The following is a 19,625-nucleotide window of genomic DNA, read 5'->3' as shown; positions in this document are numbered from 1 at the left end:
GGCCTTCACGCCTTACGCTTGTCGGGGCTGATCGGCCGCCTTCGCTTTTCTGATTATTCCAGTGCGGCTGCTCCGCCGACGATTTCTGTGATTTCCTGTGTAATCGCGGCTTGACGTGCACGGTTGTAAGATAGAGATAACGAGTCGATTAGCTCTTTCGCATTATCAGTTGCACTTCTCATTGCTGTCATACGCGCAGCGTGCTCACTCGCTTTTCCGTCAAGCAGCGCCCCATAGATCAGGCTTTCTGCATATTGAGGCAAAAGCACTTCAAGAATGGCTTCAGCAGAAGGTTCAAACTCGTAGGATGTCAGCTTGTTGGAAACAGAGGCTACGTCTGTAAGAGGGAGAACTTTTCTTTCTGTCACTTCCTGAGAGATCGCACTGACAAAGTGATTGTAATACATATAAAGCTCGTCAAACGCTCCATCTGCATACAAGCCTACTGCCTTGCTTGTGATTTCCTTGATGTCAGCAAAGATTGGCTGATCTGGTAATCCAAGGATGCTATCGATAATGTTAACCCCTTTTTTCGCAAAAAAGTCGCGGCCTACACGGCCTACAGTCATGACCACATACTCATCTGTGCTTGTGTGGCGGCTTTGGATTGCATTATAAGCAGCACGCAAAACGTTTGAATTGTATGCACCGGCAAGTCCTCGGTCCGATGTAATCACAAGGTAAGCCGTTTTGGAAACAGGACGGGAGACAAGCATTGGATGAGTTGCATCCTTTGCCCCTACCGCGATGGAAGCGACTACTTCCTCCACTTTATCCATGTACGGGACGAATGCTTTTGCGTTCGACTCTGCACGGCTAAGCTTGGAAGCAGATACCATCTCCATTGCCTTTGTAATCTGACTGGTCTTTTTCGTCGATGTAATCCGGTTTTTTATATCGCGTAACGATGCCATTGGTTCTCACCACCCTTTTGGTTAAAAATGTGGATCCAGTGAGTACTCACCGATCAACATGGTTTCTTTTATTGCCGCTTAGCGAGTCCGATTACTCACTCTTCGCAAACGTCTTTTTGAATCCGTTGATTGCCGCTACCATTGCCTCGTCTTCAGGAAGACCATGAGTAGTGCGGATTTGATCCAACAAGTCAGTGTGGTTTGAATCCAACCAGCTAAGGAACTCGTTTTCAAAACGGCGAATATCTTTGACAGGAATGTCATCCAGGTGTCCGCGAGTTAATGAATAAAGAATCATAACCTGCTTTTCAACCTTAAGCGGTTTATTCAATTCCTGCTTCAGTACTTCAACTGTACGCGCACCACGGTTAAGTTTTCCTTGTGTTGCTTTATCAAGATCCGAACCAAACTGAGCAAATGCTTCAAGTTCACGGTAAGCAGCAAGGTCAAGACGCAGTGTACCGGAAACTTTTTTCATTGCTTTGATTTGAGCCGAACCACCAACACGGGATACAGAAAGACCGGCATTGATCGCTGGACGAACACCCGAGAAGAATAAATCAGACTGTAGGAAGATCTGTCCATCTGTAATTGAAATAACGTTTGTCGGGATATATGCTGAAATATCGCCCGCTTGTGTCTCAACAAATGGAAGAGCTGTAATTGAACCTGATCCAAGTGTCTCATTTAATTTTGCTGCACGCTCAAGCAAACGGCTGTGCACATAGAATACGTCACCAGGGTATGCTTCACGACCTGGAGGACGGCGAAGAAGAAGGGAAAGCTCACGATATGCAGCTGCCTGCTTAGAAAGATCATCATAAACAACAAGAACATGCTTGCCGTCTAACATGAAATCTTCAGCCATTGTGATTCCTGTGTACGGTGCAAGGAACAGCAATGGAGAAGGCTGAGATGCAGATGCTGTTACAACGATCGAGTAGTCAAGCGCTCCATGCTTACGAAGCGTTTCAACTGTTCCGCGGACCGTTGACTCTTTTTGACCGATGGCTACATAAATACAAACCATGTCCTGGTCTTTTTGATTCAGGATCGTATCGATGGCTACAGACGTTTTACCTGTCTGACGGTCACCGATGATCAGCTCACGCTGGCCTCGGCCGATCGGCACAAGAGCATCGATCGCTTTAATACCTGTTTGAAGCGGTTCGTGAACGGATTTACGAGCCATAACACCAGGTGCCGGGCTTTCGATTGGACGAGCTTTCGTTGTAGATATTGGCCCCAAGCCATCTACCGGTTGTCCAAGTGGATTTACTACGCGTCCGATTAGCTCAGGGCCAACCGGAACTTCCATGATACGGCCTGTACGACGAACTTCATCGCCTTCTTTGATATCACGGTATGGTCCAAGAATAATAATACCAACATTATTTTCTTCCAGGTTTTGCGCCATACCCATAACACCATTGGAGAATTCAACAAGCTCTCCAGCCATGACGTTATCAAGGCCATGAGCACGGGCAATACCATCACCAATTTCGATTACGGTACCAACCTCTGTTACTTGAATGTCCGATTGATAGTTCTCAATCTGCTGTTTGATCAGCGCACTGATTTCTTCAGCTTTGATGCTCATGAATGTCACCCCTCATTTAGTGGATCTTATCGCTTTAATTCACGCTCTAAGCGGTTCAGCTTACTGCGCAGGGTTCCGTCAAAAATACGGTTTCCGATGCGTACTCGCATGCCGCCAAGCAGCGTTGGATCTACAATATTGTGAATTTGCAAGCTTTGTTTGCCGACTCTTGCTGCAAATGCCTGTGAGATAGACGCTTTGTCCGTTTCACTAAGCTTTGTGGCAGAGTGTACATATGCTACCGCTGTTCCTCGGTTCGCCAGAGAAAGTTCAACAAACGCATCCGCCATAGGTACGATTTCAGTTTCGCGGCGGCGGTCGATTAAGATCGACAATGTATTAACGACGTTGTGGGAAAGTCCGCTGAACGATTGATGAACAAGCTGCTTTTTTTGTTCTTTTGTTAATTTTGGAGATTGAAGGAGCAGGATGTAGTTAGGGTTTTCACTGAGAACCTGCTGTACTGTACGCAGTTCAGATTCCACTGTTTCTACTTGTCCGTGCTGATTCGCAAGCTCAAAAAGAGCCTGGGCATAACGATTTGCGACTGTTGATTTGCTCATCGCAGATCGCCTGCCTTCGCAATTGTCTCATTGATCAGCTGCTGCTGTTCTTCAAGAGTCAATTCTTTCTCAATCACTTTCGATGCTACTAAGACAGACAAGGTAGCCACTTGCTCGCGAAGTGCGGCAACTGCCTGATCTTTTTCTGTCTCAATTTCACGAAGCGCGGTTTGTTTCAAACGCTCTGACTCTGCACGTGCTGCAGTAATGATTTCTTCGCGCTGAACGTCTCCCTGCTTACGTGCATTTTCAATTAATTCCTGTGCGTCCTGACGCGCCTCTTTTAAAAGCTGACGCTGTTCTTCAAGCTGCTGTTTTGCTTCAACACGACTTTTTTCAGCCGCTTCAATTTCGCCTGCAATGTGATCTTCACGCTGCTTCATGATGCCCATTAATGGACCCCATGCGAATTTCTTTAGAAGAGCCATTAAGATAATGAACATTAACAATTGGAAAGCTATATCTCCGCCGTTAAAGCCCTCACCTGCTCCCAGAATAAATGCATCAAGTGTGAACACGCCCGTTTCACTCCCTTCAAGAGTCAATCATTATACGATGTATGGTCTATCTTTCTTTCTATTAAGAAAGATTATAGTCTGACTAAGATATGGATTTTGCAGAAAGGAGCGAGCCTTTTCCGCTGACTTCATGATGAAGGCGAAGAAAAGTTCTTCGCCTTTTGGATATTCTTACGTCTGACGCAGCTGAACGAGCGCCTTCCGCTTTTAATGTATCCAGCTTCACCGGGCAGCTCCTCGGATCGTAAGCCGCTCCCCCATTCAGGCAAAAAGCGCCTGCTTGGGGTATCGTCTTACGTCTGTCGGAGCTAAACGCCCGCTTCCGCTTTTATTTTATTATTGTCCTTGTACGATGAACGCGATTACTACAGCGATGATCGGAACGGCCTCAACTAGTGCAACCCCGATGAACATTGTAGTTTGAAGCATACCGCGTGCTTCTGGCTGGCGTGCGATACCTTCTACTGTTTTTGATACGATCATTCCGTTACCGATACCTGCACCTAGTGCTGCTAAACCTACTGCTAATGCTGCTGCTAAAAGACCAATTGAACCTGTCATTTGGGTAAATCCTCCTTGTATTGGATAATAGTTTTTTTAAAAATTCATGTTTGTTCAGTGTACTGAACAGGTATTATATTTAATGGTCATGACTCACCTTGTGCGCCATATAAACCATCGTTAACATAACAAAGATAAATGCCTGAATTCCTCCGATAAAGACTGAGAACGCAAGCCAGGCAAGCGTTGGGACGGAAGCTGCGATCCAGCCGACGGCTCCGGTAGCTGCCAAACTTCCTGCAAGAAGTCCAAGTAGGATCTCACCTGCATAAATATTACCGTAAAGACGCAAACCGAGTGTTAATGTGTTTGCAAATTCTTCAATGAGCTTCAGCGGGAAAAGGAAACCCATGGGGCGGAAAAAGTCTTTTCCGTATTCCTTGAAACCCTTCATTCTGATCCCGTAATAGTGCGTAAGCGCAATTACCATTACAGCAAGAGTCAATGTGATAACCGGATCAGCGGTTGGCGACTTCCACCATAATTCATGGTTGTACGTGATGGCAAAAGGCAGACCTAAAAAGTTAGAAATTGCCACATACATCAATAATGTAATCCCAAGAATATGAAAGCTTCCACCTGTTTTCCAATCCATATTGCTCTTGATAATGTTTCGTACAAAATCCATGATCCACTCCATGAAATTTTGCATTCCAGTCGGCTTCATTGCGAGTGCTCTTGTCGAAAGAACTGCGATAAGGAACACGATTGCACTTGCAACTGTCACCATTAGAATATTGGAGAGATTAAAGGTCAGCCCCAAAAAATCAACCAATGGCGCTTCATGATTCATTTATTTCACCTCTCTTCCCGCTTCTTATGTAGGATAATTTGCTGCCAAAAATAATCTATCATAATGACGAAATAAACCATCATTAATCCAAAGACAGTGGAAATCAAATGAATGAATTCCGGAAATCCCAGGGCGATTAACACCGCGATTCCTGCTGAGGCCATACGTGAAAACGTCCCAAGTGAACGCACTTTTTTCCCTTCGTCAATGGCACGGTCAAACCGCTCCATTCTTTTTCGGATCAGCCAGAGATTAAAAAGGCTGAGAGAAGTTCCCAGTATAAGTCCGAGAAATACTTCCGGATACGGGGTAAAGCCCCATCCTAGAACGAAGATGGATAGCAAGTAAAATATGTACTTGGTATACCGTTGGAAATGCTGTTTAAGGTCAGGCATTAGACTACTCTCCTGAATAGAAATGATTTACTGTGCGAAGCATGGCGTAAATTCCAGTGGAAAGTCCAAGGAGCAGGCCAATAATCAAAAACAGCGGTTCTGTGTTCCATTTCTGATCCAACCACCTTCCGGCGAAAAGACCGACCAGCATGGAACCAGCTAGTTGTGACAGAATGGCAGAATACAATGCCATCGCTTGGTACGGACGTCTTTGATGACGCATAGGCGCATCCTCACAATCTGAGAATGGAATCGGGGTTTGGGTAAAATAGCATCTTTAAAAGAAGCGTTAATCCGTTTCTCTAAAAGACTATGAAAACCTTATCATTATACCCTTTAAAAGCATACAATAGGCACTATTGTATGTCAACGAGTACTCGACAAAAAGTAGACGTGATCACAAATGGAAGTTCAGCTGTTCACATTTTGGACAAAACGCTCTTTACCTCACTAAAGAGGCCTGGCCCCTTTAGTGAGATGAAGGTGTAAAAAGCACTGTAAAATAAGGGTTTTTGTCATGATTCGTGTTCTCAGCAAACGACGGCTCCCAGCAGTACTATTCATCCGAGATCAGTGAATAAATGGAAAAAAACACCTCTGAATGATGAGCATTCGGAGGTGTTTTCGGGTTACTTTTCGACAGTAAATGGAGCGGGACGTTCGTGCAGCTGGTTAAAGTGAAAGCGGATGGCTTCTGCGATTCGTTTTGAAGCTTGACCATCTCCATATGGATTGGATGCTTTCGACATTTTTTCATGAGCTTCCGCATCTGTTACAAGCTCTTTAGCCATTGAATAAATTTGTTCTTCTTCTATTCCTGCAAGTTTAAGCGTACCTGCATCAATTCCCTCAGGACGTTCAGTTGTATCACGCAGGACAAGTACGGGAACACCGAGTGAAGGAGCTTCTTCCTGCACACCGCCTGAGTCAGTCAGGATCAAGTAGGCTTTTGAAGCGAAGTTGTGAAAATCAATCACATCAAGCGGTTCAATCAAGTGAATCCGCTTGTCTCCTCCGAGGATCTCCTGTGCAATTTCCCGTACAGCAGGATTCATATGAACCGGGTAAACAACTTGTACATCCTCATGCTCATCTACAATCCGTTTAATCGCTCTGAACATATTTTTCATTGGCTCTCCAAGGTTCTCACGGCGGTGGGCTGTTAACAGGATCAAGCGGTCTTCCCCAAGGTTTGTGAGGATTTCGCTCGTATAGTCTTCTCGTACTGTCGTGGAAAGAGCATCAATTGCTGTGTTTCCAGTGACAAAAATGCTTGATTCCGGCTTGTTTTCACGCACCAGATTTTCAGCAGACTGATCCGTAGGAGAGAAATGAAGATCGGCCATAACACCAGTAAGCTGGCGGTTCATCTCTTCCGGAAACGGAGAGTACTTATTCCACGTACGGAGTCCTGCTTCCACATGACCAACTGCAATTTGATTATAAAATGCAGCAAGGCTTGCAACGAATGTAGTGGTGGTGTCTCCATGGACTAATACCATATCCGGTTTGGTTTCTTTCATCACACGATCCAGCCCTTCAAGACCTCTCGTCGTAACATCTATAAGCGTTTGGCGGTCTTTCATGATATTAAGATCATGATCCGGGGTTATATTAAAAATGTCCATAACCTGATCCAGCATTTGGCGGTGCTGTGCTGTAACCGTCACGATAGGTTCAAAAAACTCGCTCTGCTTTTTTAACTCAAGAACTAGCGGCGCCATTTTAATTGCCTCGGGCCTTGTCCCAAAAATCGTCATCACTTTAATTCGCTTAGACATACATGCTCCTCCTTTAGTAAATTAACGCACAAAAAGGGCCAGACCCCTTCTGTGCGTTAATGTGTCAAACGATTACTTAGTACCGAATAAACGGTCGCCGGCATCGCCGAGTCCAGGGACGATATAGCCTTTTTCGTTCAGTTTTTCGTCGAGAGCAGCGATATAGATATCTACGTCTTCATGCTCTTTCTGAATTTCTTCGACGCCTTCTGGTGCTGCTACAAGGCAAAGGAATTTAATGTTTTTCGCTCCGCGCTTTTTAAGAGAGTTGATCGCTTCAACAGCTGATCCTCCTGTTGCAAGCATCGGGTCTACTAAGATAAAATCGCGCTCTTCCACGTCTGATGGCAGCTTAACGTAGTATTCAATGGGTTTTAGTGTTTCAGGATCGCGGTAAAGGCCGACGTGTCCAACTTTTGCAGCTGGGATCAGCTTTAATATTCCGTCCACCATGCCAATGCCTGCACGAAGAATAGGAACGATGGCTAATTTCTTGCCGGATAGCACTTTTCCTTTTGCTTCACTTACAGGTGTGTTGATATCTGTTTCTTCTAAAGGAAGATCACGTGTAATTTCAAATGCCATAAGTGTAGCGACTTCATCTACAAGCTCACGAAATTCTTTTGTACCGGTTTTTTCATCGCGGATGTGCGTTAATTTATGCTGAATCAATGGATGTTCAAAGACATACACTTTTCCCAATGCTGCCACTCCTTTTATGTACTCTGTATTTTCACTTCTATTTATTATAAAACAAATCCTTACGAAAGTTACCATACTTCTTGCTAATTGACAAGATATCGCCTAATTTCAGGAGAATTCCGCGCGACCTGACAGTGGTGCCTCCAAGGTGCTTTTGGAAACAAAAAAGAGAGCGTTCCTCACGAATCAGCTTTCTTGTTCGCGAGGACACTCCCTTTCCATTTTTGATTCTATGCTTGCTTATTCATAAAGAGCAAAGCGGCTGGTGATGGCTTCAACGCGCTGTGAAGCTTCTTGCAGCTTCGATTCATCTTCGTGGTTTTTCAGAGCAAATGCAATGATTGATGCGATTTCTTCCATTTCAGCCTCTTTAAAGCCGCGTGATGTAACAGCTGGCGTTCCAATTCGGATTCCGCTTGTTACAAATGGACTTTCCGGATCAAAAGGAATTGTATTTTTGTTTACGGTAATACCTACATCGTCCAGTACTTTTTCCGCAATTTTCCCAGTCAGTTCAAGAGATCGCAGGTTTACTAGCACCAGGTGGTTGTCTGTGCGGTCTGATACTATATCGATGCCTTCTTTTTTGAAAGCTTCTGCCATCGCCTGTGCATTTCGGATGATTTGCTTAGAGTACTCTTTAAATGACGGCTGAAGCACTTCGCCGAATGCTACTGCTTTTGCTGCGATTACATGCATAAGCGGTCCGCCCTGAACGCCAGGAAAGATCGACTTATCAATTTTCTTTGCAAATTCCTCTTTACATAAAATCAATCCCCCGCGAGGTCCGCGAAGTGTTTTATGCGTTGTTGTGGTAACAAAGTGTGCATGCGGCACAGGGCTTGGGTGATCTCCAGTCGCAACCAGGCCGGCGATATGAGCCATATCCACCATCAGGTACGCGCCTACTTCGTCTGCAATTTCACGGAATTTCCCAAAATCAAGTGTTCTCGAGTATGCACTCGCCCCTGCTACAATGAGCTTTGGTTTGTTTTCAAGTGCTTTTTGGCGGACGTCTTCATAATCCACCCGCTCATCTTTTTCAGAGACCCCGTACTCAACAAAATTGTAGAGCTGTCCACTAAAGTTCACTGGACTTCCGTGCGTTAAATGACCCCCGTGGGATAAGTTCATCCCTAAAACGGTATCTCCCGGCTCAAGAATCGTAAAATAAACCGCCATATTGGCTTGTGCTCCAGAGTGAGGCTGAACATTTGCATGCTCTGCACCAAAAATTTCTTTTGCACGGTCTCTTGCCAGGTTTTCGGCAACATCGACGTGCTCACAGCCTCCATAATAGCGGCGGCCTGGATAGCCTTCAGCGTATTTATTTGTTAAAACCGATCCTTGCGCTTCCATGACTGCTTCACTTACAAAATTTTCAGAAGCGATCAACTCGATTTTCGTGCGCTGACGCTTCAATTCATTTTGCATCGCTTCAAACAATGCTTGATCCTGCTGTTGAATCTTACTCATTGTATGTGTTCCCCCTCATGTCCTCGGGACGGTTCCCGTCATTGGTCAAAAATCATCTTCATCTTATCATGTTTTTAATAGAGGGGAAATAGATTTCGAGAAAGGCGTGGAGCGTGATAAATTCCTAGACTCTTATCTATAGCCCGCCAAGGGAGTTCATTTTTTGTTAAAAAAAACCTGTCCCTGCCGCAAGAAGTACGCGTGGCAGGGACAGGTCATGCTTATTCGTATACGGCTCTTACGCCGCCAATCAGCTTTGGACGGGTTCTTGCGAGTGTTACGTGTGCTTCGCCGAGGGTGCGCTCTGAGACGCGGACTGGAACCGCTACGTGTTTCAGGTGCATGCCGATAAAGGTGTCTCCAATATCTATTCCGCCGTGAGCCTGAACATGCTCCACCATTACCGCATCCTGCATATTTTTGAATGCATAAGAAGCCATGGCGCCGCCAGCCTGTCTGACCGGAATAACCGTTACTTCATCATACCCCAGAGATTCCGCTGTATTTCTTTCCATCACAAGGGCCCGGTTTATATGCTCACACCCTTGAAATGCCAGATGAATACCGGTATCTTCTGCGAACCTTGTGAGTTCTGTATATAATAAGGAAGCAACATCGTCTGTTCCGGATGTGCCGATTTTTTTTCCAATGACTTCTGAGGTGGAGCAGCCTACCACGAATAATTGTCCTGGTTTCAGCTGCGCCTGCTGCTGGTATTCGAATAAAATCGTGTTCAATTGCTCTTGCAAAGGAACCCCTCATTTCATTTATAGTGTTGATTCGTACGTGGCGATTTTGCCGATTCTTGTCTGGTGTCTGCCGCCTTCAAATTCTGCAGTCAGCCAAATTTTTGCGATTTCCCTCGCTAAGCCGGGACCGATTACACGCTCGCCCATCGACAGCATATTGGTATTGTTATGCTCGCGTGTTGCTTTTGCACTGAAAGTATCATGAACGAGCGCACAGCGGATTCCCTTTACTTTGTTTGCGGCAATGCTCATGCCAATGCCTGTGCCGCAGATTAGGATTCCCCGGTCAAATTCACCGGCTGCCACTTTTTTTGCAACAGGAAGAGCGTAATCTGGATAATCCACGGACCCCTCACAGTCGCACCCAAAATCCTCATACGCAATCTCCAATTCGTCCAGTACTTCCGCAATTTCTTTTTTTAAATTCATGCCGCCGTGATCTGATGCCAGTGCAACTTTCATTCAAAAACCCTCCTCTGCCTTTAAAAGCCCTGCGTTTGTTTTTCTATATTTTCAATCAGTCCGTCCATCAGCCTGTTTAGTTCTTCATAGGTTGACCTGTACATATCAAGAGAGCCGCCAAAAGGATCTGATATATCCAGTCCTCTTCCTCCTGCGAATTCTTTCAGTGTAAAAATCCGGTCCATCGCAAAAGGAAATTGATCGACAAGCATTGCTTTGTGTGCACTGGTCATCGCAAAAACATAGTCTGCCCAGTGAACATCCGCCTGCGAAACGATCTTTGACTGATGTTTGTGAACAATTCCGTTTTCATCTAATACATCCTGTGTTTGCTGGGAAGCCTGTCCGCCTTCCATCGCAAATAATCCCGCTGAACGCACATCAATGGAATCAAGCTTTTTATGTTTTAAAATGGCTTCGGCCATGGGGCTTCTGCATGTATTTCCAGTGCAAACAAATAAAATATTCATGGTTTTTCCTCCCGTGCGATGCCTTGCGAAATAGCACATTATTTACTGTTTATTATATCATAAAATTGCTGCTAATTCGCTTATTTGAACTGACGATTGAACTTGCTCTGTTTAGTTTAACGCCGCCTCTGCACGTACAGTAAGGCTGTGTTCTACTAGCATTGCCAGATTGGGATTCGCTAATCAGAAATGTATTTTCACTTTCGCTTTTATGCAATTTCCACATGTTTGAAGAGGCTCAAATCACTGCAGGATTTTTCGGTCACATTTTAGTTAACTTCAAGAATCTCTACCTTAAAAAATTATTTTAGCTTAACACTGTAAAATCTCATCGCTCTTGGGACTCCTTCTATTTCAAATCGTCCGCTCATTATTAAATGTCTCAGCCGATATTCAATATACTCGTCGCCAATGTACTGGTCTAAATGTCCGTACACTTCTCCAATCAGGCGGGCGGATTTAACAAACTCGTCTTTTTGCAGCTTTTCGGCTTTCTTAATAATCATCTGATCGTAGTAGGCTTCATCCACACTTGCAATCGCGTGACGATTCCATATTCTCAGCACTTCTTCAGAAAAGGATAATTGCATCCACTCCTCTTCATAATGCCTGCGCTGCTCCTTCGTCAAACGTTGAACATGACCGTTTGTCTTAACGATCTCTTGTAATGTTTCCGGGATCATTTCACCCATATGCAGCGGGACGTACTCAGTGTCCGACGAAAGAATGTAACCTGTCGTATCGACAAGAAAAATATCATTCTTTTTTCCTCTTAGTAAATACAAAACGTACCGCAATCCCGTTTGTTCATGCGCATTTTTCCCTGCCCAGATTTTTATAGCTGTTTTTTCCGGAAGCGATCGAATTAAAGTGGCTGCATGACTAAAACGCGACACATACTCGTCCAAATACTCTTCGTCTGCAAGCAGATGATTTTTTATCCAATGATGTCTGCGTTCCACGCCTTCTTTTTCATGCAGCTGCCAAACCGGACCAATGGAGAACAGATCGTCTAATGAAAGAACGTGTTCTTTTTTCTGGACACCCATCTCCCTCAGGACCCATTTCACGCTTCCTGCTGCTGCGTCCCCAAATAGAATATGTACAATGCCGGCCTTTTCTGAACGGTCTATTTGCTCCTCCCGCTTGGCGTGTAAAAAAGCGTTGTACAATTTATTTACATCTGCCACGAATTGTTTTTCTGTGTATTTTTCTGTTTCCTCAAGCATGTTGAGCCGGATAAACGTTTGAAATAACATCGCTTTTACCTCTTCTTCAGTAGCATCCCGGATCATTCTTTTTAGTTCATCCATCAAGTGTTTTCCTCCTTCACTCAGAAAAAAGAGCTTGGGACAAAAGTCTCTCAAGCTCTTTGACCGGTTCGACGGCGCTTCAGGCGGACGCTTTCCGCAGGGACGGCGCTGAGCCTTTTCAGGGCCTTGCCCTGTAAAGGCTCAGCTTGCCCTCATTTCCTGCAGGAGTCGCCACCTTCCGCTCCGCTCACCTACTACTAGTAATAAATATATCCTCTTTTTTAAAACTTTTTTGGGTTTTGTCCCAGCCTCTTTTCGACATTTAAAAATAGATGATGAGCATTACGATCAGACTGACGAAGGTATATAAGACGAGACCGTAAAATATCCCACCTAAATAGGCATTATGTTCATTATCCTCCTGAACTTTTCCAACGGTTGCACTTGCTTGAAATGTTGCCATTTTGGATAAAAATCCTCCACTGCCGCTGAAAAAGAAAAATAATACGGTCAGACCTAGACCGATAAAGAAACTCCATTCCCCGTATGAAAAGGGTACCAGGGTGCTTGCTGCCCAAATGAGTAATCCAACCACAGCTGCTGTAATGACTGATAAAGCAATCGATTTTTTCATGTTTACCCCCATTTTTAAAACCCTACTGTTTCTTCTATTATTTCAGTACATCCGCTTTCTGCTTTGAGGATGCAGGAGCCTTGCCGCTGCTTTCCCGGATTAAAAGCTTAGTCGGTATGACAATTTTTTTGGCGATTTGCCTTTTGGTAGAAATCTGATCGAGCAGTAAATCCAATGCTGACTCTCCCATAAACTCTGTATGAACCTGAACCGTTGTAAGGGATGGCTGCAGATATTTGGACATTTCAATGTCATTGAAGCCGATAATAGAAGCCTGTTCAGGGACCTTGACTCCCTGTTCATGCAGCGCTCTCATTGCTCCGATCGCCATAGAATCACTGCCTAAAATAAACGCTGTTGGACCATTTTCGAGCTTCAATGCTTCCTTCGTTAAGGTATAGCCGTCCTCTGCAGTGAATTTCCCGGTCCAAATGAAAGAAGGGTTGAATTTCTGGTGGAGAGTTAAGTATTCGATAAAGGTAGTTTCCCGCTCGTCATGAATCGGTCTGTTTTCCTGCAGATATTCGTGTCCGCCGATGTAGCCGATCCGGTCATGGCCAAACTGGATTAAATGCTCCAACACATTAATCATGGCTTTTCGGAAATCCACCACTACTGAATCCAGCTCATCAGTCGGTGAAAAATCCACTGCCACAATTTTATCACTCCATGTTTTAAAATATTGGATGTCTTCCGGGCTGAATTTGCCGATAGCGATTAGGCCGTCTAATTCATCCTGCTTGCTCATTCGGAAAGGCTGATCATTTTTGTAAAGCTTCACGAGGTCGACGCCCCGATCAAATCCCGCTTTTTCCACACCAAGACGAATCGAAAGATAGTAGGGGTCTTCGCGCTCCTGCTCTTCGGAATACCAGTAAATTAAGCCGATTTTTGCTTTTTTCCTCTTTCCTTGAACGTTTTTTCTTTTTATCGTCCGATAATTTAATTCCTGCGCGATCGAATTGATCCGTTCTCTCGTTTCATTGGTAACTGAAAGGCTTTCGTCCTCACTTAATACACGTGAAACCGTTGCCAGTGAAACACCTGCTCTTAATGCTATATCTTTTAATGTTGCCATTTGCATACCCACCCGCCTGTTATTTGACCGTGAACGTTCCCATCGGTTTACCTGTCCGCCAACTCCAGTCAGCGAATCCATTCTGCTGTATATAAGAGATACACAAGGTAATCGCTTACATTATTCTATATTTTAGTAAAATAAAGCGTACTCTAATAAACATTTTACTAAAAGAGCAGTCAAATGTCCAAAAAAATTCTAGATACTGCTAATTAGCTGTCATGTCTTAGGCTCAATTTTTTCAAATTTATCTCAGCATCGCAATCTTTTTCTAATTTCACCTTCATCCTTATGGAAAATCTGCTAAAATGCAGGACAAGTACCTCTCTCAGAAAGGATTGGTTAGTTGAAAAAACGCCTATCTATTATAATGCTTAGTCTTTCTGCGGTTTTAACTGCAGGGGTCATCTATTTTGAGGCGAAACTTTTCAGTGTCAAAGCGAATGTGAAGGAGGAAAACCCTGGAATTACGAGCGTCCAATCGATTTCAGTTTTGGGCGGCTGGGGCGAATGGTTTTCAGCATACTCTCTGGTTGTTGTTCAGGATGGCAAGATCGTTCGGGTTTGGACAGATGGGGATGGGAAATTAACAGATGAGCTGCCATTGTAAACGTCAGTAAACCGTTTCGTTTTTGCTGGAAGAAGGGCGAAACGGTTGTATTGGACTGTTTGTCTTCCATTTTCTCCATTATAAAAATGATCCATCACTTTACATATTCCTCACGCAGCATGCCCATTACAATTTCGTCTGAGTATTCGTTATTCAGTACTATTGATTGCCTCAGGCGTCCCTCGATTTTAAATCCAGCTTTTTCATATGATTTGATTCCACGGAGATTGTGGGAATAGACTTCGAGCTGCAGACGGTTTAAACGGAGTTTTTCAAAGACAAAATACAGGGCGAGCGAAAGAGCCTCTGTTCCGTAGCCCTTATTGAAGAACTCAACCTGGTGGAGGGCAATTCTAAAGCCTGCTTTTTTATTTTCTTCTTCAATATCCATAATGGACATATCCCCTATTAATCTGTCTGTATCTTTGAGGCAAATAGAAAAATCATGACGCGTTTTGTCATGCAGATTACGGTTGTAATGGGCTTCAACATGCTCCATTGTAAAATGCCTTGTTGTACCGGTCATGTAACGGATTTCGTCGTTTTGTGTTGCACGGTGCATACTCTCAAGATCTTCTTTTTGTAAAGGTCTTAAATAAACCTTTCTTCCATTCACGGTGATTGCTCCTTCCTTTCCCATCTGAGGTGATTTAAAAAAGAGAACAGAAAAGATCTGTTCTCTCCGTTTTTAGCGGCCGCTTAATGACTCCATAAACCGTGTAAACGCCTGCTGTCCTTCCAAGTCCCGTTTAAACACACCTGCATCTTCGAGGACTCTTGAAAACACGATGCCAACATGTTTCCGTAAAACATCCTGAACGGTCTCAGATGAGAGATTTTTTTCTGCTGCCGCGATTTTTTTTGCCCAGTCAAGATGCTTTGCCGTCCGCTCATCTTCCCCTGCCTTATCAAGATTTCCTTCAACAAGATAATCCCCAAGGACAGTCAGTTCTTCTTTTAATCTGCCTGGCAGAACGGCAAGCCCCATTACTTCAATCAGTCCGATGTTTTCTTTTTTAATGTGATGAACATCATCATGTGGATGGAAGATGCCAAATGGATGTTCTTCATTCGTACGATTATTTCGAAGAACGAGATCAAGCTCAAAGCTTCCGTTTCGCATGCGCGCGATCGGAGTGATCGTATTATGCGGCTGTTCATCCGACTCCGCATAGACGCCAACAGCTTCATCACTGTGCGCTTTCCATGTGTGCAGAATCAAATCTGCCAGTTCAAGCAGGCGATCCTTGCTTTTTCCGCTTAATCGAATGACGGACATCGGCCATTTCACCGTACCTGCATTTACGTCTTCATAGCCATCGATTTTATAGGTTTTTTCAACGGGTGCCAGCGCCATTGGAAAGTCATGCTGCCCTCCCTGGAAATGATCATGGCTTAAGATCGAGCCCCCGACAATCGGCAAATCTGCATTGGAGCCCACAAAATAATGAGGAAACTGCTCGACAAATCCAAGCAACCGGCTAAATCCGCTTTTGGAAATGCTCATGGGACGATGCTCGGAGGAGAATATGATGGCATGCTCGTTATAATACACATAAGGCGAATACTGCATAAACCAGCTTTCTCCTCCCAGATTTACAGGCATAATCCTGTGGTTATGGCGCGCGGGATGATTCACCCGTCCGGCATAGCCCACGTTTCCCTTACATAGCAGACAAAGCGGATAGCTGATCGCTTTTGCTTTTTTTTCTGCCGCAATCGTGGTCGGATCCTTTTCGGGTTTGGACAAATTGATCGTGATTTCGAGATTCCCGTATTCTGTTTCGCTATACCAGTGTTCATTTTTTGCAATCCGGTCGGTGCGAATGTAGTTTACCTGCTTGGACATGGAATAAAAGTAATCCGTTGCCTCAGCAGGAGAGGAAAGGTACCGCTGTTGAAAGGCTTTCGCCGCTTCAGAAGGACGGGGCATAAAGCAATCCATTAAAGCGGCATCAAGCTGATCCTTTTCCGTAATGGTCGTACTGTTTAAATCCGGCTGCTGTGATGCCCATTCTACAATGTTATTCAGAATCTCAACCGGGTAGTCAAGCGATTCTTCAGGGGCTTCCACCTGCTCCATCGCATCTAAGTGCAAAAGATTCAGCAGCCGGTTTTGAACGTAGTCTGAGTCTAAAGGGTCGATTAGTTTCTTTTGCAAACCGAATTGAAGCAATCTCTCCAGCTGTATGAAAATAAACACAGGGTTCCCTCCTCTACGGTTTTAATTGTCTGCTTTGTAGCCCTCCGGATGAGCCTGATGCCAATTCCACGCGCTTTGAATAATATCCTGAAGCTCCGGAATTTTAGGCGACCAACCAAGCTCCTGTTCCGCTTTTGCAGATGAAGCGACAAGCATGGCAGGATCTCCTGCTCTTCTTTTTTCGATTGCAGCGGGTATGCTATGCCCTGTTACAGCACGTGCCGCCTCAATTACTTCCATCACACTGAAGCCTTTCCCGTTGCCAAGATTGTAAACGGCCGCCTGTTCAGGAAGATTTTCAAGCTTCTCTATTGCAAGCAGATGCGCGTCTACCAAGTCCGCTACATGGATATAATCGCGGATGCATGTGCCGTCCGGTGTGGGGTAATCATTGCCAAACACACTGATTTTTTCTCTTTGGCCAAGCGCTACCTGAAGAACAATCGGAATCAAATGGGTTTCCGGATCATGATCTTCTCCTCGTTCTCCCTCCGGATCTGCTCCTGCTACATTAAAATAGCGCAAGCAAATCGAATGGATTCCATAAGCGTCCGCTGACCATTTCAGCATTTTTTCAATTGCGAGCTTCGTTTCGCCGTACGGATTGGTCGGTACGGTCGGATCCTTTTCTTCAATAATAGAAGATTCCGGCTCACCATAGGTCGCTGCCGTTGATGAAAACACGATCTTCTTCACTTCATGCCGGTTCATTGCCTGCAAAAGGGAGATTGCCCCTCCAACATTGTTGTCATAATATTTCAGCGGGTCTGTGACGCTCTCACCCACTAACGAGTTTGCAGCAAAGTGAATGACAGCTTCAATTTTATGAGCCTCAAACACCCGGTCAAGAAAAGCACTGTCGCGAAGATCGCCTGAATAGAAAGGCACTTCCGGGTCTACAGCGCCCTCGTGTCCTGTCTGCAGACTATCGAGCACTACAACTTTTACTTTCCGGCGTTTCAGCGCAAGTACTGCGTGGCTGCCAATGTATCCTGCTCCGCCTGTTACGAGGATTGTCATGATTCAACATCTCCTTTCAGCCCTTTTTTAACTTCTTCATGCCATTGCAAATTAATCGCACGAATAATCTTCAAATCACATTTCGGCTTTCGGTCGTAGGTAAGTATGCCGTTAATCTCCTGCTCGACATCCGTCAGCTGGGTATAGCAATAGCCATGTAAAGCCTTTGAGTGGTAAACAGCATCCATAATCCTCTTATAATCTGCTGTAAATTCTTCTTCATCTTTAACAGACGTATAGCCCCAGCCGTTGTCGCCGCCTACTTCAAAGCCAATTCCGCCAAATTCCGTAAGCAAAATCGGTTCACCCTGATGTTCAAAGCCATTTGCATAAACTTTTCGTTTTGCAGGCTGAGAAGTAAGCAGAGATGACTTCGATGCAAGTGTTTCTTTAAACGCTTCACTTTTGCCCGTCTCTTCAGCCGCTCCATGATTATAGTTATGAATGGCGCAAATATCGGTAACCGTCTGCTCCCATCCATCATTTGAGATAACAGGGCGCGTTCCATCCAGTGAGTGGATATGGTGATACATGGCCAGTGAGTGATGCTGCTGTTTCTGATTAGACCGGATCGACTGCACGCCCCAGCTTTCGTTTAAAGGAACCCAGGCGGCAATGGACGGGTGATTGTAATCACGGGAAATGATTTCAGTCCATTCTTCCGCTAATCTTCCCGCTGCTTTTTCTGAATAAAAGGCTGAAGCTGCACATTCTCCCCACACCAGAAAGCCCAGTTGGTCTGCCCAATATAAAAAGCGGGGATCTTCTACTTTTTGGTGCTTTCTGCAGCCGTTAAAGCCCATTTCCTTCGCTAGCTCGATATCACGTTTAAAATCATTGTCATTTGGCGCTGTAAGAAGCCCTTCTCTCCAGTAGCCCTGGTCGAGTACGAGCCGCTGATAGTATGGCTTATTATTGAGATAGACCATCCCGTCCTCGGTATGAACTTTTCTCATGCCAAAATACGAGTTGATTTTATCGAGTACTGTTTCTTCCTCTTTAATCGTAACCGTTAGATCAAATAAATTAGGGGTCTCTGGTGACCAGGTCATTCCTTCATGGTGAAACCCGGTGTGGAAAATATGCTGTCCAAATACATCGATCCGCCTTTTTAAATACGGTTCTACGATCAGGAACGTATCTTTGCTGATCAGCTCTCCCTTATATTCAATCTGTATTTGAGCTTCTTTTTTGACGGAACGAGATGAAAATTCCAACTCCAGCTCTACAGCTCCCTCGTCAAGGTCAGGAGTTATGCGCATCGATTTCAGGGAAGCATCCGAAACCGGTTCAATCCAGACCGGCTGCCAAATACCGGTTGTATTGGTATACCAGATCGATTCAATCTCTTCTTTCCAAAACTGCTTTCCGCGGGGAATGGTTTCATCACGGGATGGATCCTCCGCCCGCACGACAATTGAAGCCTGCCGATCGTTGAGTGCATGAGTAATATCAAACGAAAAAGAAGTATGCCCCCCTTCATGCTCTCCTGCGAGCTGCCCATTCACAAACACTTTCGCTCTATAGTCGACAGCACCAAAATGAAGGAGGATTTGCTTGCTGCCCCATTCCTTTGGAACTTCAATCGTTCGCTCATACCAAACGACATCATGAAATTCCTGCTCATTAATTCCACTGAGCTCTGTTTGAAAAGCAAAGGGCACATTGATTTTTTTTGTCAGCGCAGAAGGATTTTGGTACCAGCGGTCCTTCATCCCTCTATTTTCGTCATCAAATGCAAAGTTCCATTCCCCATTAAGGCTGTGCCACTCTTTTCGCTGAAGCTGTGGACGAGGATATTCTGTTCGCAGCATGAAAAACACTCCTTTTTTATTGTTCATTC

At 44.8% G+C, this 19,625-nt stretch carries 22 protein-coding genes; 1 reads left to right on the top strand and 21 read right to left on the bottom strand.

Annotated features, from left to right (window positions below; all coding sequences use genetic code 11):
- Positions 1-53 precede the first annotated feature (53 nt).
- From atpG to P6709_RS05435, 17 genes are all read right to left on the bottom strand, one after another.
- Positions 54-914, bottom strand: coding sequence for an ATP synthase F1 subunit gamma (gene atpG / locus P6709_RS05515; protein WP_278239901.1), 861 nt, complete (start codon positions 912-914; stop codon positions 54-56).
- A gap of 91 nt (positions 915-1,005) precedes the next feature.
- Positions 1,006-2,514: a F0F1 ATP synthase subunit alpha gene (gene atpA / locus P6709_RS05510; protein ID WP_278239900.1), complete on the bottom strand. Its 1,509-nt coding sequence runs from the start codon at positions 2,512-2,514 to the stop codon at positions 1,006-1,008.
- 26 nt (positions 2,515-2,540) lie between these two features.
- A complete protein-coding gene (locus P6709_RS05505; RefSeq protein WP_278239899.1) occupies positions 2,541-3,077 on the bottom strand; it encodes a F0F1 ATP synthase subunit delta in 537 nt (178 codons plus the stop codon).
- Positions 3,074-3,595, bottom strand: coding sequence for a F0F1 ATP synthase subunit B (gene atpF / locus P6709_RS05500; protein ID WP_278239898.1), 522 nt, complete (start codon positions 3,593-3,595; stop codon positions 3,074-3,076). The genes P6709_RS05505 and atpF overlap by 4 nt, the downstream gene beginning before the upstream one ends.
- Positions 3,596-3,931: 336 nt before the next feature.
- Positions 3,932-4,144 carry a F0F1 ATP synthase subunit C gene (gene atpE, locus P6709_RS05495; RefSeq protein WP_039813889.1) on the bottom strand — a complete coding sequence of 71 codons (213 nt, stop codon included), beginning with the start codon at positions 4,142-4,144 and terminating at the stop codon, positions 3,932-3,934.
- A gap of 91 nt (positions 4,145-4,235) precedes the next feature.
- Entirely contained in the window at positions 4,236-4,949 is a 714-nt protein-coding gene (atpB, locus tag P6709_RS05490) for a F0F1 ATP synthase subunit A (RefSeq protein WP_278239897.1), read from the bottom strand.
- Between the two features lie 5 nt (positions 4,950-4,954).
- A complete protein-coding gene (locus P6709_RS05485) occupies positions 4,955-5,344 on the bottom strand; it encodes an ATP synthase subunit I (protein WP_278239896.1) in 390 nt (129 codons plus the stop codon).
- 4 nt (positions 5,345-5,348) lie between these two features.
- Positions 5,349-5,567, bottom strand: coding sequence for an AtpZ/AtpI family protein (locus P6709_RS05480; protein WP_041061730.1), 219 nt, complete (start codon positions 5,565-5,567; stop codon positions 5,349-5,351).
- Between the two features lie 406 nt (positions 5,568-5,973).
- Positions 5,974-7,125 carry a non-hydrolyzing UDP-N-acetylglucosamine 2-epimerase gene (gene wecB, locus P6709_RS05475; RefSeq protein ID WP_278239895.1) on the bottom strand — a complete coding sequence of 384 codons (1,152 nt, stop codon included), beginning with the start codon at positions 7,123-7,125 and terminating at the stop codon, positions 5,974-5,976.
- Positions 7,126-7,197: 72 nt separating this feature from the next.
- Complete coding sequence (gene upp, locus P6709_RS05470; RefSeq protein WP_278239894.1) at positions 7,198-7,827, bottom strand: uracil phosphoribosyltransferase; 630 nt, start codon at positions 7,825-7,827, stop codon at positions 7,198-7,200.
- 240 nt (positions 7,828-8,067) lie between these two features.
- Positions 8,068-9,303 (bottom strand): serine hydroxymethyltransferase, encoded by a 1,236-nt coding sequence (gene glyA / locus P6709_RS05465; RefSeq protein ID WP_278239893.1) that lies wholly within the window; start codon positions 9,301-9,303, stop codon positions 8,068-8,070.
- A gap of 221 nt (positions 9,304-9,524) precedes the next feature.
- Positions 9,525-10,052 (bottom strand): TIGR01440 family protein, encoded by a 528-nt coding sequence (locus P6709_RS05460; RefSeq protein ID WP_278239892.1) that lies wholly within the window; start codon positions 10,050-10,052, stop codon positions 9,525-9,527.
- 18 nt (positions 10,053-10,070) lie between these two features.
- Positions 10,071-10,514 (bottom strand): ribose 5-phosphate isomerase B, encoded by a 444-nt coding sequence (gene rpiB, locus P6709_RS05455; protein WP_278239891.1) that lies wholly within the window; start codon positions 10,512-10,514, stop codon positions 10,071-10,073.
- Positions 10,515-10,534: 20 nt separating this feature from the next.
- The gene (locus tag P6709_RS05450; protein ID WP_278239890.1) at positions 10,535-10,984 is read right to left on the bottom strand and encodes a low molecular weight protein arginine phosphatase; all 450 of its coding nucleotides are present in this window, start codon (positions 10,982-10,984) and stop codon (positions 10,535-10,537) included.
- Between the two features lie 302 nt (positions 10,985-11,286).
- A complete protein-coding gene (locus P6709_RS05445; protein WP_278239889.1) occupies positions 11,287-12,297 on the bottom strand; it encodes a DUF1835 domain-containing protein in 1,011 nt (336 codons plus the stop codon).
- 262 nt (positions 12,298-12,559) lie between these two features.
- Positions 12,560-12,871, bottom strand: coding sequence for a hypothetical protein (locus tag P6709_RS05440; RefSeq protein WP_278239888.1), 312 nt, complete (start codon positions 12,869-12,871; stop codon positions 12,560-12,562).
- Between the two features lie 37 nt (positions 12,872-12,908).
- Positions 12,909-13,949 carry a LacI family DNA-binding transcriptional regulator gene (locus P6709_RS05435; protein WP_278239887.1) on the bottom strand — a complete coding sequence of 347 codons (1,041 nt, stop codon included), beginning with the start codon at positions 13,947-13,949 and terminating at the stop codon, positions 12,909-12,911.
- 346 nt (positions 13,950-14,295) lie between these two features.
- On the opposite strand from P6709_RS05435, the gene P6709_RS05430 reads away from it, so the two are divergent.
- Positions 14,296-14,559: a hypothetical protein gene (locus P6709_RS05430; RefSeq protein ID WP_278239886.1), complete on the top strand. Its 264-nt coding sequence runs from the start codon at positions 14,296-14,298 to the stop codon at positions 14,557-14,559.
- A gap of 94 nt (positions 14,560-14,653) precedes the next feature.
- Here P6709_RS05430 and P6709_RS05425 read toward each other — a convergent pair whose 3' ends face one another.
- The 4 genes from P6709_RS05425 to P6709_RS05410 all read right to left on the bottom strand — a co-directional run bounded on the left by P6709_RS05425 (position 14,654) and on the right by P6709_RS05410 (position 19,596).
- Positions 14,654-15,181, bottom strand: coding sequence for a GNAT family N-acetyltransferase (locus P6709_RS05425; protein WP_442905312.1), 528 nt, complete (start codon positions 15,179-15,181; stop codon positions 14,654-14,656).
- 66 nt (positions 15,182-15,247) lie between these two features.
- Positions 15,248-16,762, bottom strand: coding sequence for a UDP-glucose--hexose-1-phosphate uridylyltransferase (gene galT / locus P6709_RS05420; RefSeq protein ID WP_278239884.1), 1,515 nt, complete (start codon positions 16,760-16,762; stop codon positions 15,248-15,250).
- 21 nt (positions 16,763-16,783) lie between these two features.
- Positions 16,784-17,782, bottom strand: coding sequence for a UDP-glucose 4-epimerase GalE (gene galE, locus P6709_RS05415; protein WP_278239883.1), 999 nt, complete (start codon positions 17,780-17,782; stop codon positions 16,784-16,786).
- The gene (locus P6709_RS05410; protein WP_278239882.1) at positions 17,779-19,596 is read right to left on the bottom strand and encodes a glycoside hydrolase family 2 protein; all 1,818 of its coding nucleotides are present in this window, start codon (positions 19,594-19,596) and stop codon (positions 17,779-17,781) included. Before P6709_RS05410 ends, galE begins: the two co-directional genes overlap by 4 nt.
- Positions 19,597-19,625 lie beyond the last annotated feature (29 nt).

This window comes from Jeotgalibacillus sp. ET6 (assembly GCF_029667115.1).
GTDB lineage: Bacteria > Bacillota > Bacilli > Bacillales > Jeotgalibacillaceae > Jeotgalibacillus.
The sequence above is the reverse complement of the archived record's forward strand: the minus strand, read 5'-3'. Positions and strand labels throughout refer to the sequence as shown.

What these genes read in the sequence shown, in the direction of transcription:
- P6709_RS05440 (WP_278239888.1), bottom strand. Translation starts at nt 12,871, where the DNA reads ATGAAAAAATCGATTGCTTTATCAGTCATTACAGCAGCTGTGGTTGGA.
- wecB (WP_278239895.1), bottom strand. Translation starts at nt 7,125, where the DNA reads ATGTCTAAGCGAATTAAAGTGATGACGATTTTTGGGACAAGGCCCGAG.
- P6709_RS05480 (WP_041061730.1), bottom strand. Translation starts at nt 5,567, where the DNA reads ATGCGTCATCAAAGACGTCCGTACCAAGCGATGGCATTGTATTCTGCC.
- atpG (WP_278239901.1), bottom strand. Translation starts at nt 914, where the DNA reads ATGGCATCGTTACGCGATATAAAAAACCGGATTACATCGACGAAAAAG.
- P6709_RS05445 (WP_278239889.1), bottom strand. Translation starts at nt 12,297, where the DNA reads ATGGATGAACTAAAAAGAATGATCCGGGATGCTACTGAAGAAGAGGTA.
- P6709_RS05435 (WP_278239887.1), bottom strand. Translation starts at nt 13,949, where the DNA reads ATGGCAACATTAAAAGATATAGCATTAAGAGCAGGTGTTTCACTGGCA.
- atpB (WP_278239897.1), bottom strand. Translation starts at nt 4,949, where the DNA reads ATGAATCATGAAGCGCCATTGGTTGATTTTTTGGGGCTGACCTTTAAT.
- P6709_RS05485 (WP_278239896.1), bottom strand. Translation starts at nt 5,344, where the DNA reads ATGCCTGACCTTAAACAGCATTTCCAACGGTATACCAAGTACATATTT.
- galE (WP_278239883.1), bottom strand. Translation starts at nt 17,782, where the DNA reads ATGACAATCCTCGTAACAGGCGGAGCAGGATACATTGGCAGCCACGCA.
- P6709_RS05450 (WP_278239890.1), bottom strand. Translation starts at nt 10,984, where the DNA reads ATGAATATTTTATTTGTTTGCACTGGAAATACATGCAGAAGCCCCATG.
- glyA (WP_278239893.1), bottom strand. Translation starts at nt 9,303, where the DNA reads ATGAGTAAGATTCAACAGCAGGATCAAGCATTGTTTGAAGCGATGCAA.
- P6709_RS05410 (WP_278239882.1), bottom strand. Translation starts at nt 19,596, where the DNA reads ATGCTGCGAACAGAATATCCTCGTCCACAGCTTCAGCGAAAAGAGTGG.
- rpiB (WP_278239891.1), bottom strand. Translation starts at nt 10,514, where the DNA reads ATGAAAGTTGCACTGGCATCAGATCACGGCGGCATGAATTTAAAAAAA.
- atpA (WP_278239900.1), bottom strand. Translation starts at nt 2,514, where the DNA reads ATGAGCATCAAAGCTGAAGAAATCAGTGCGCTGATCAAACAGCAGATT.
- P6709_RS05505 (WP_278239899.1), bottom strand. Translation starts at nt 3,077, where the DNA reads ATGAGCAAATCAACAGTCGCAAATCGTTATGCCCAGGCTCTTTTTGAG.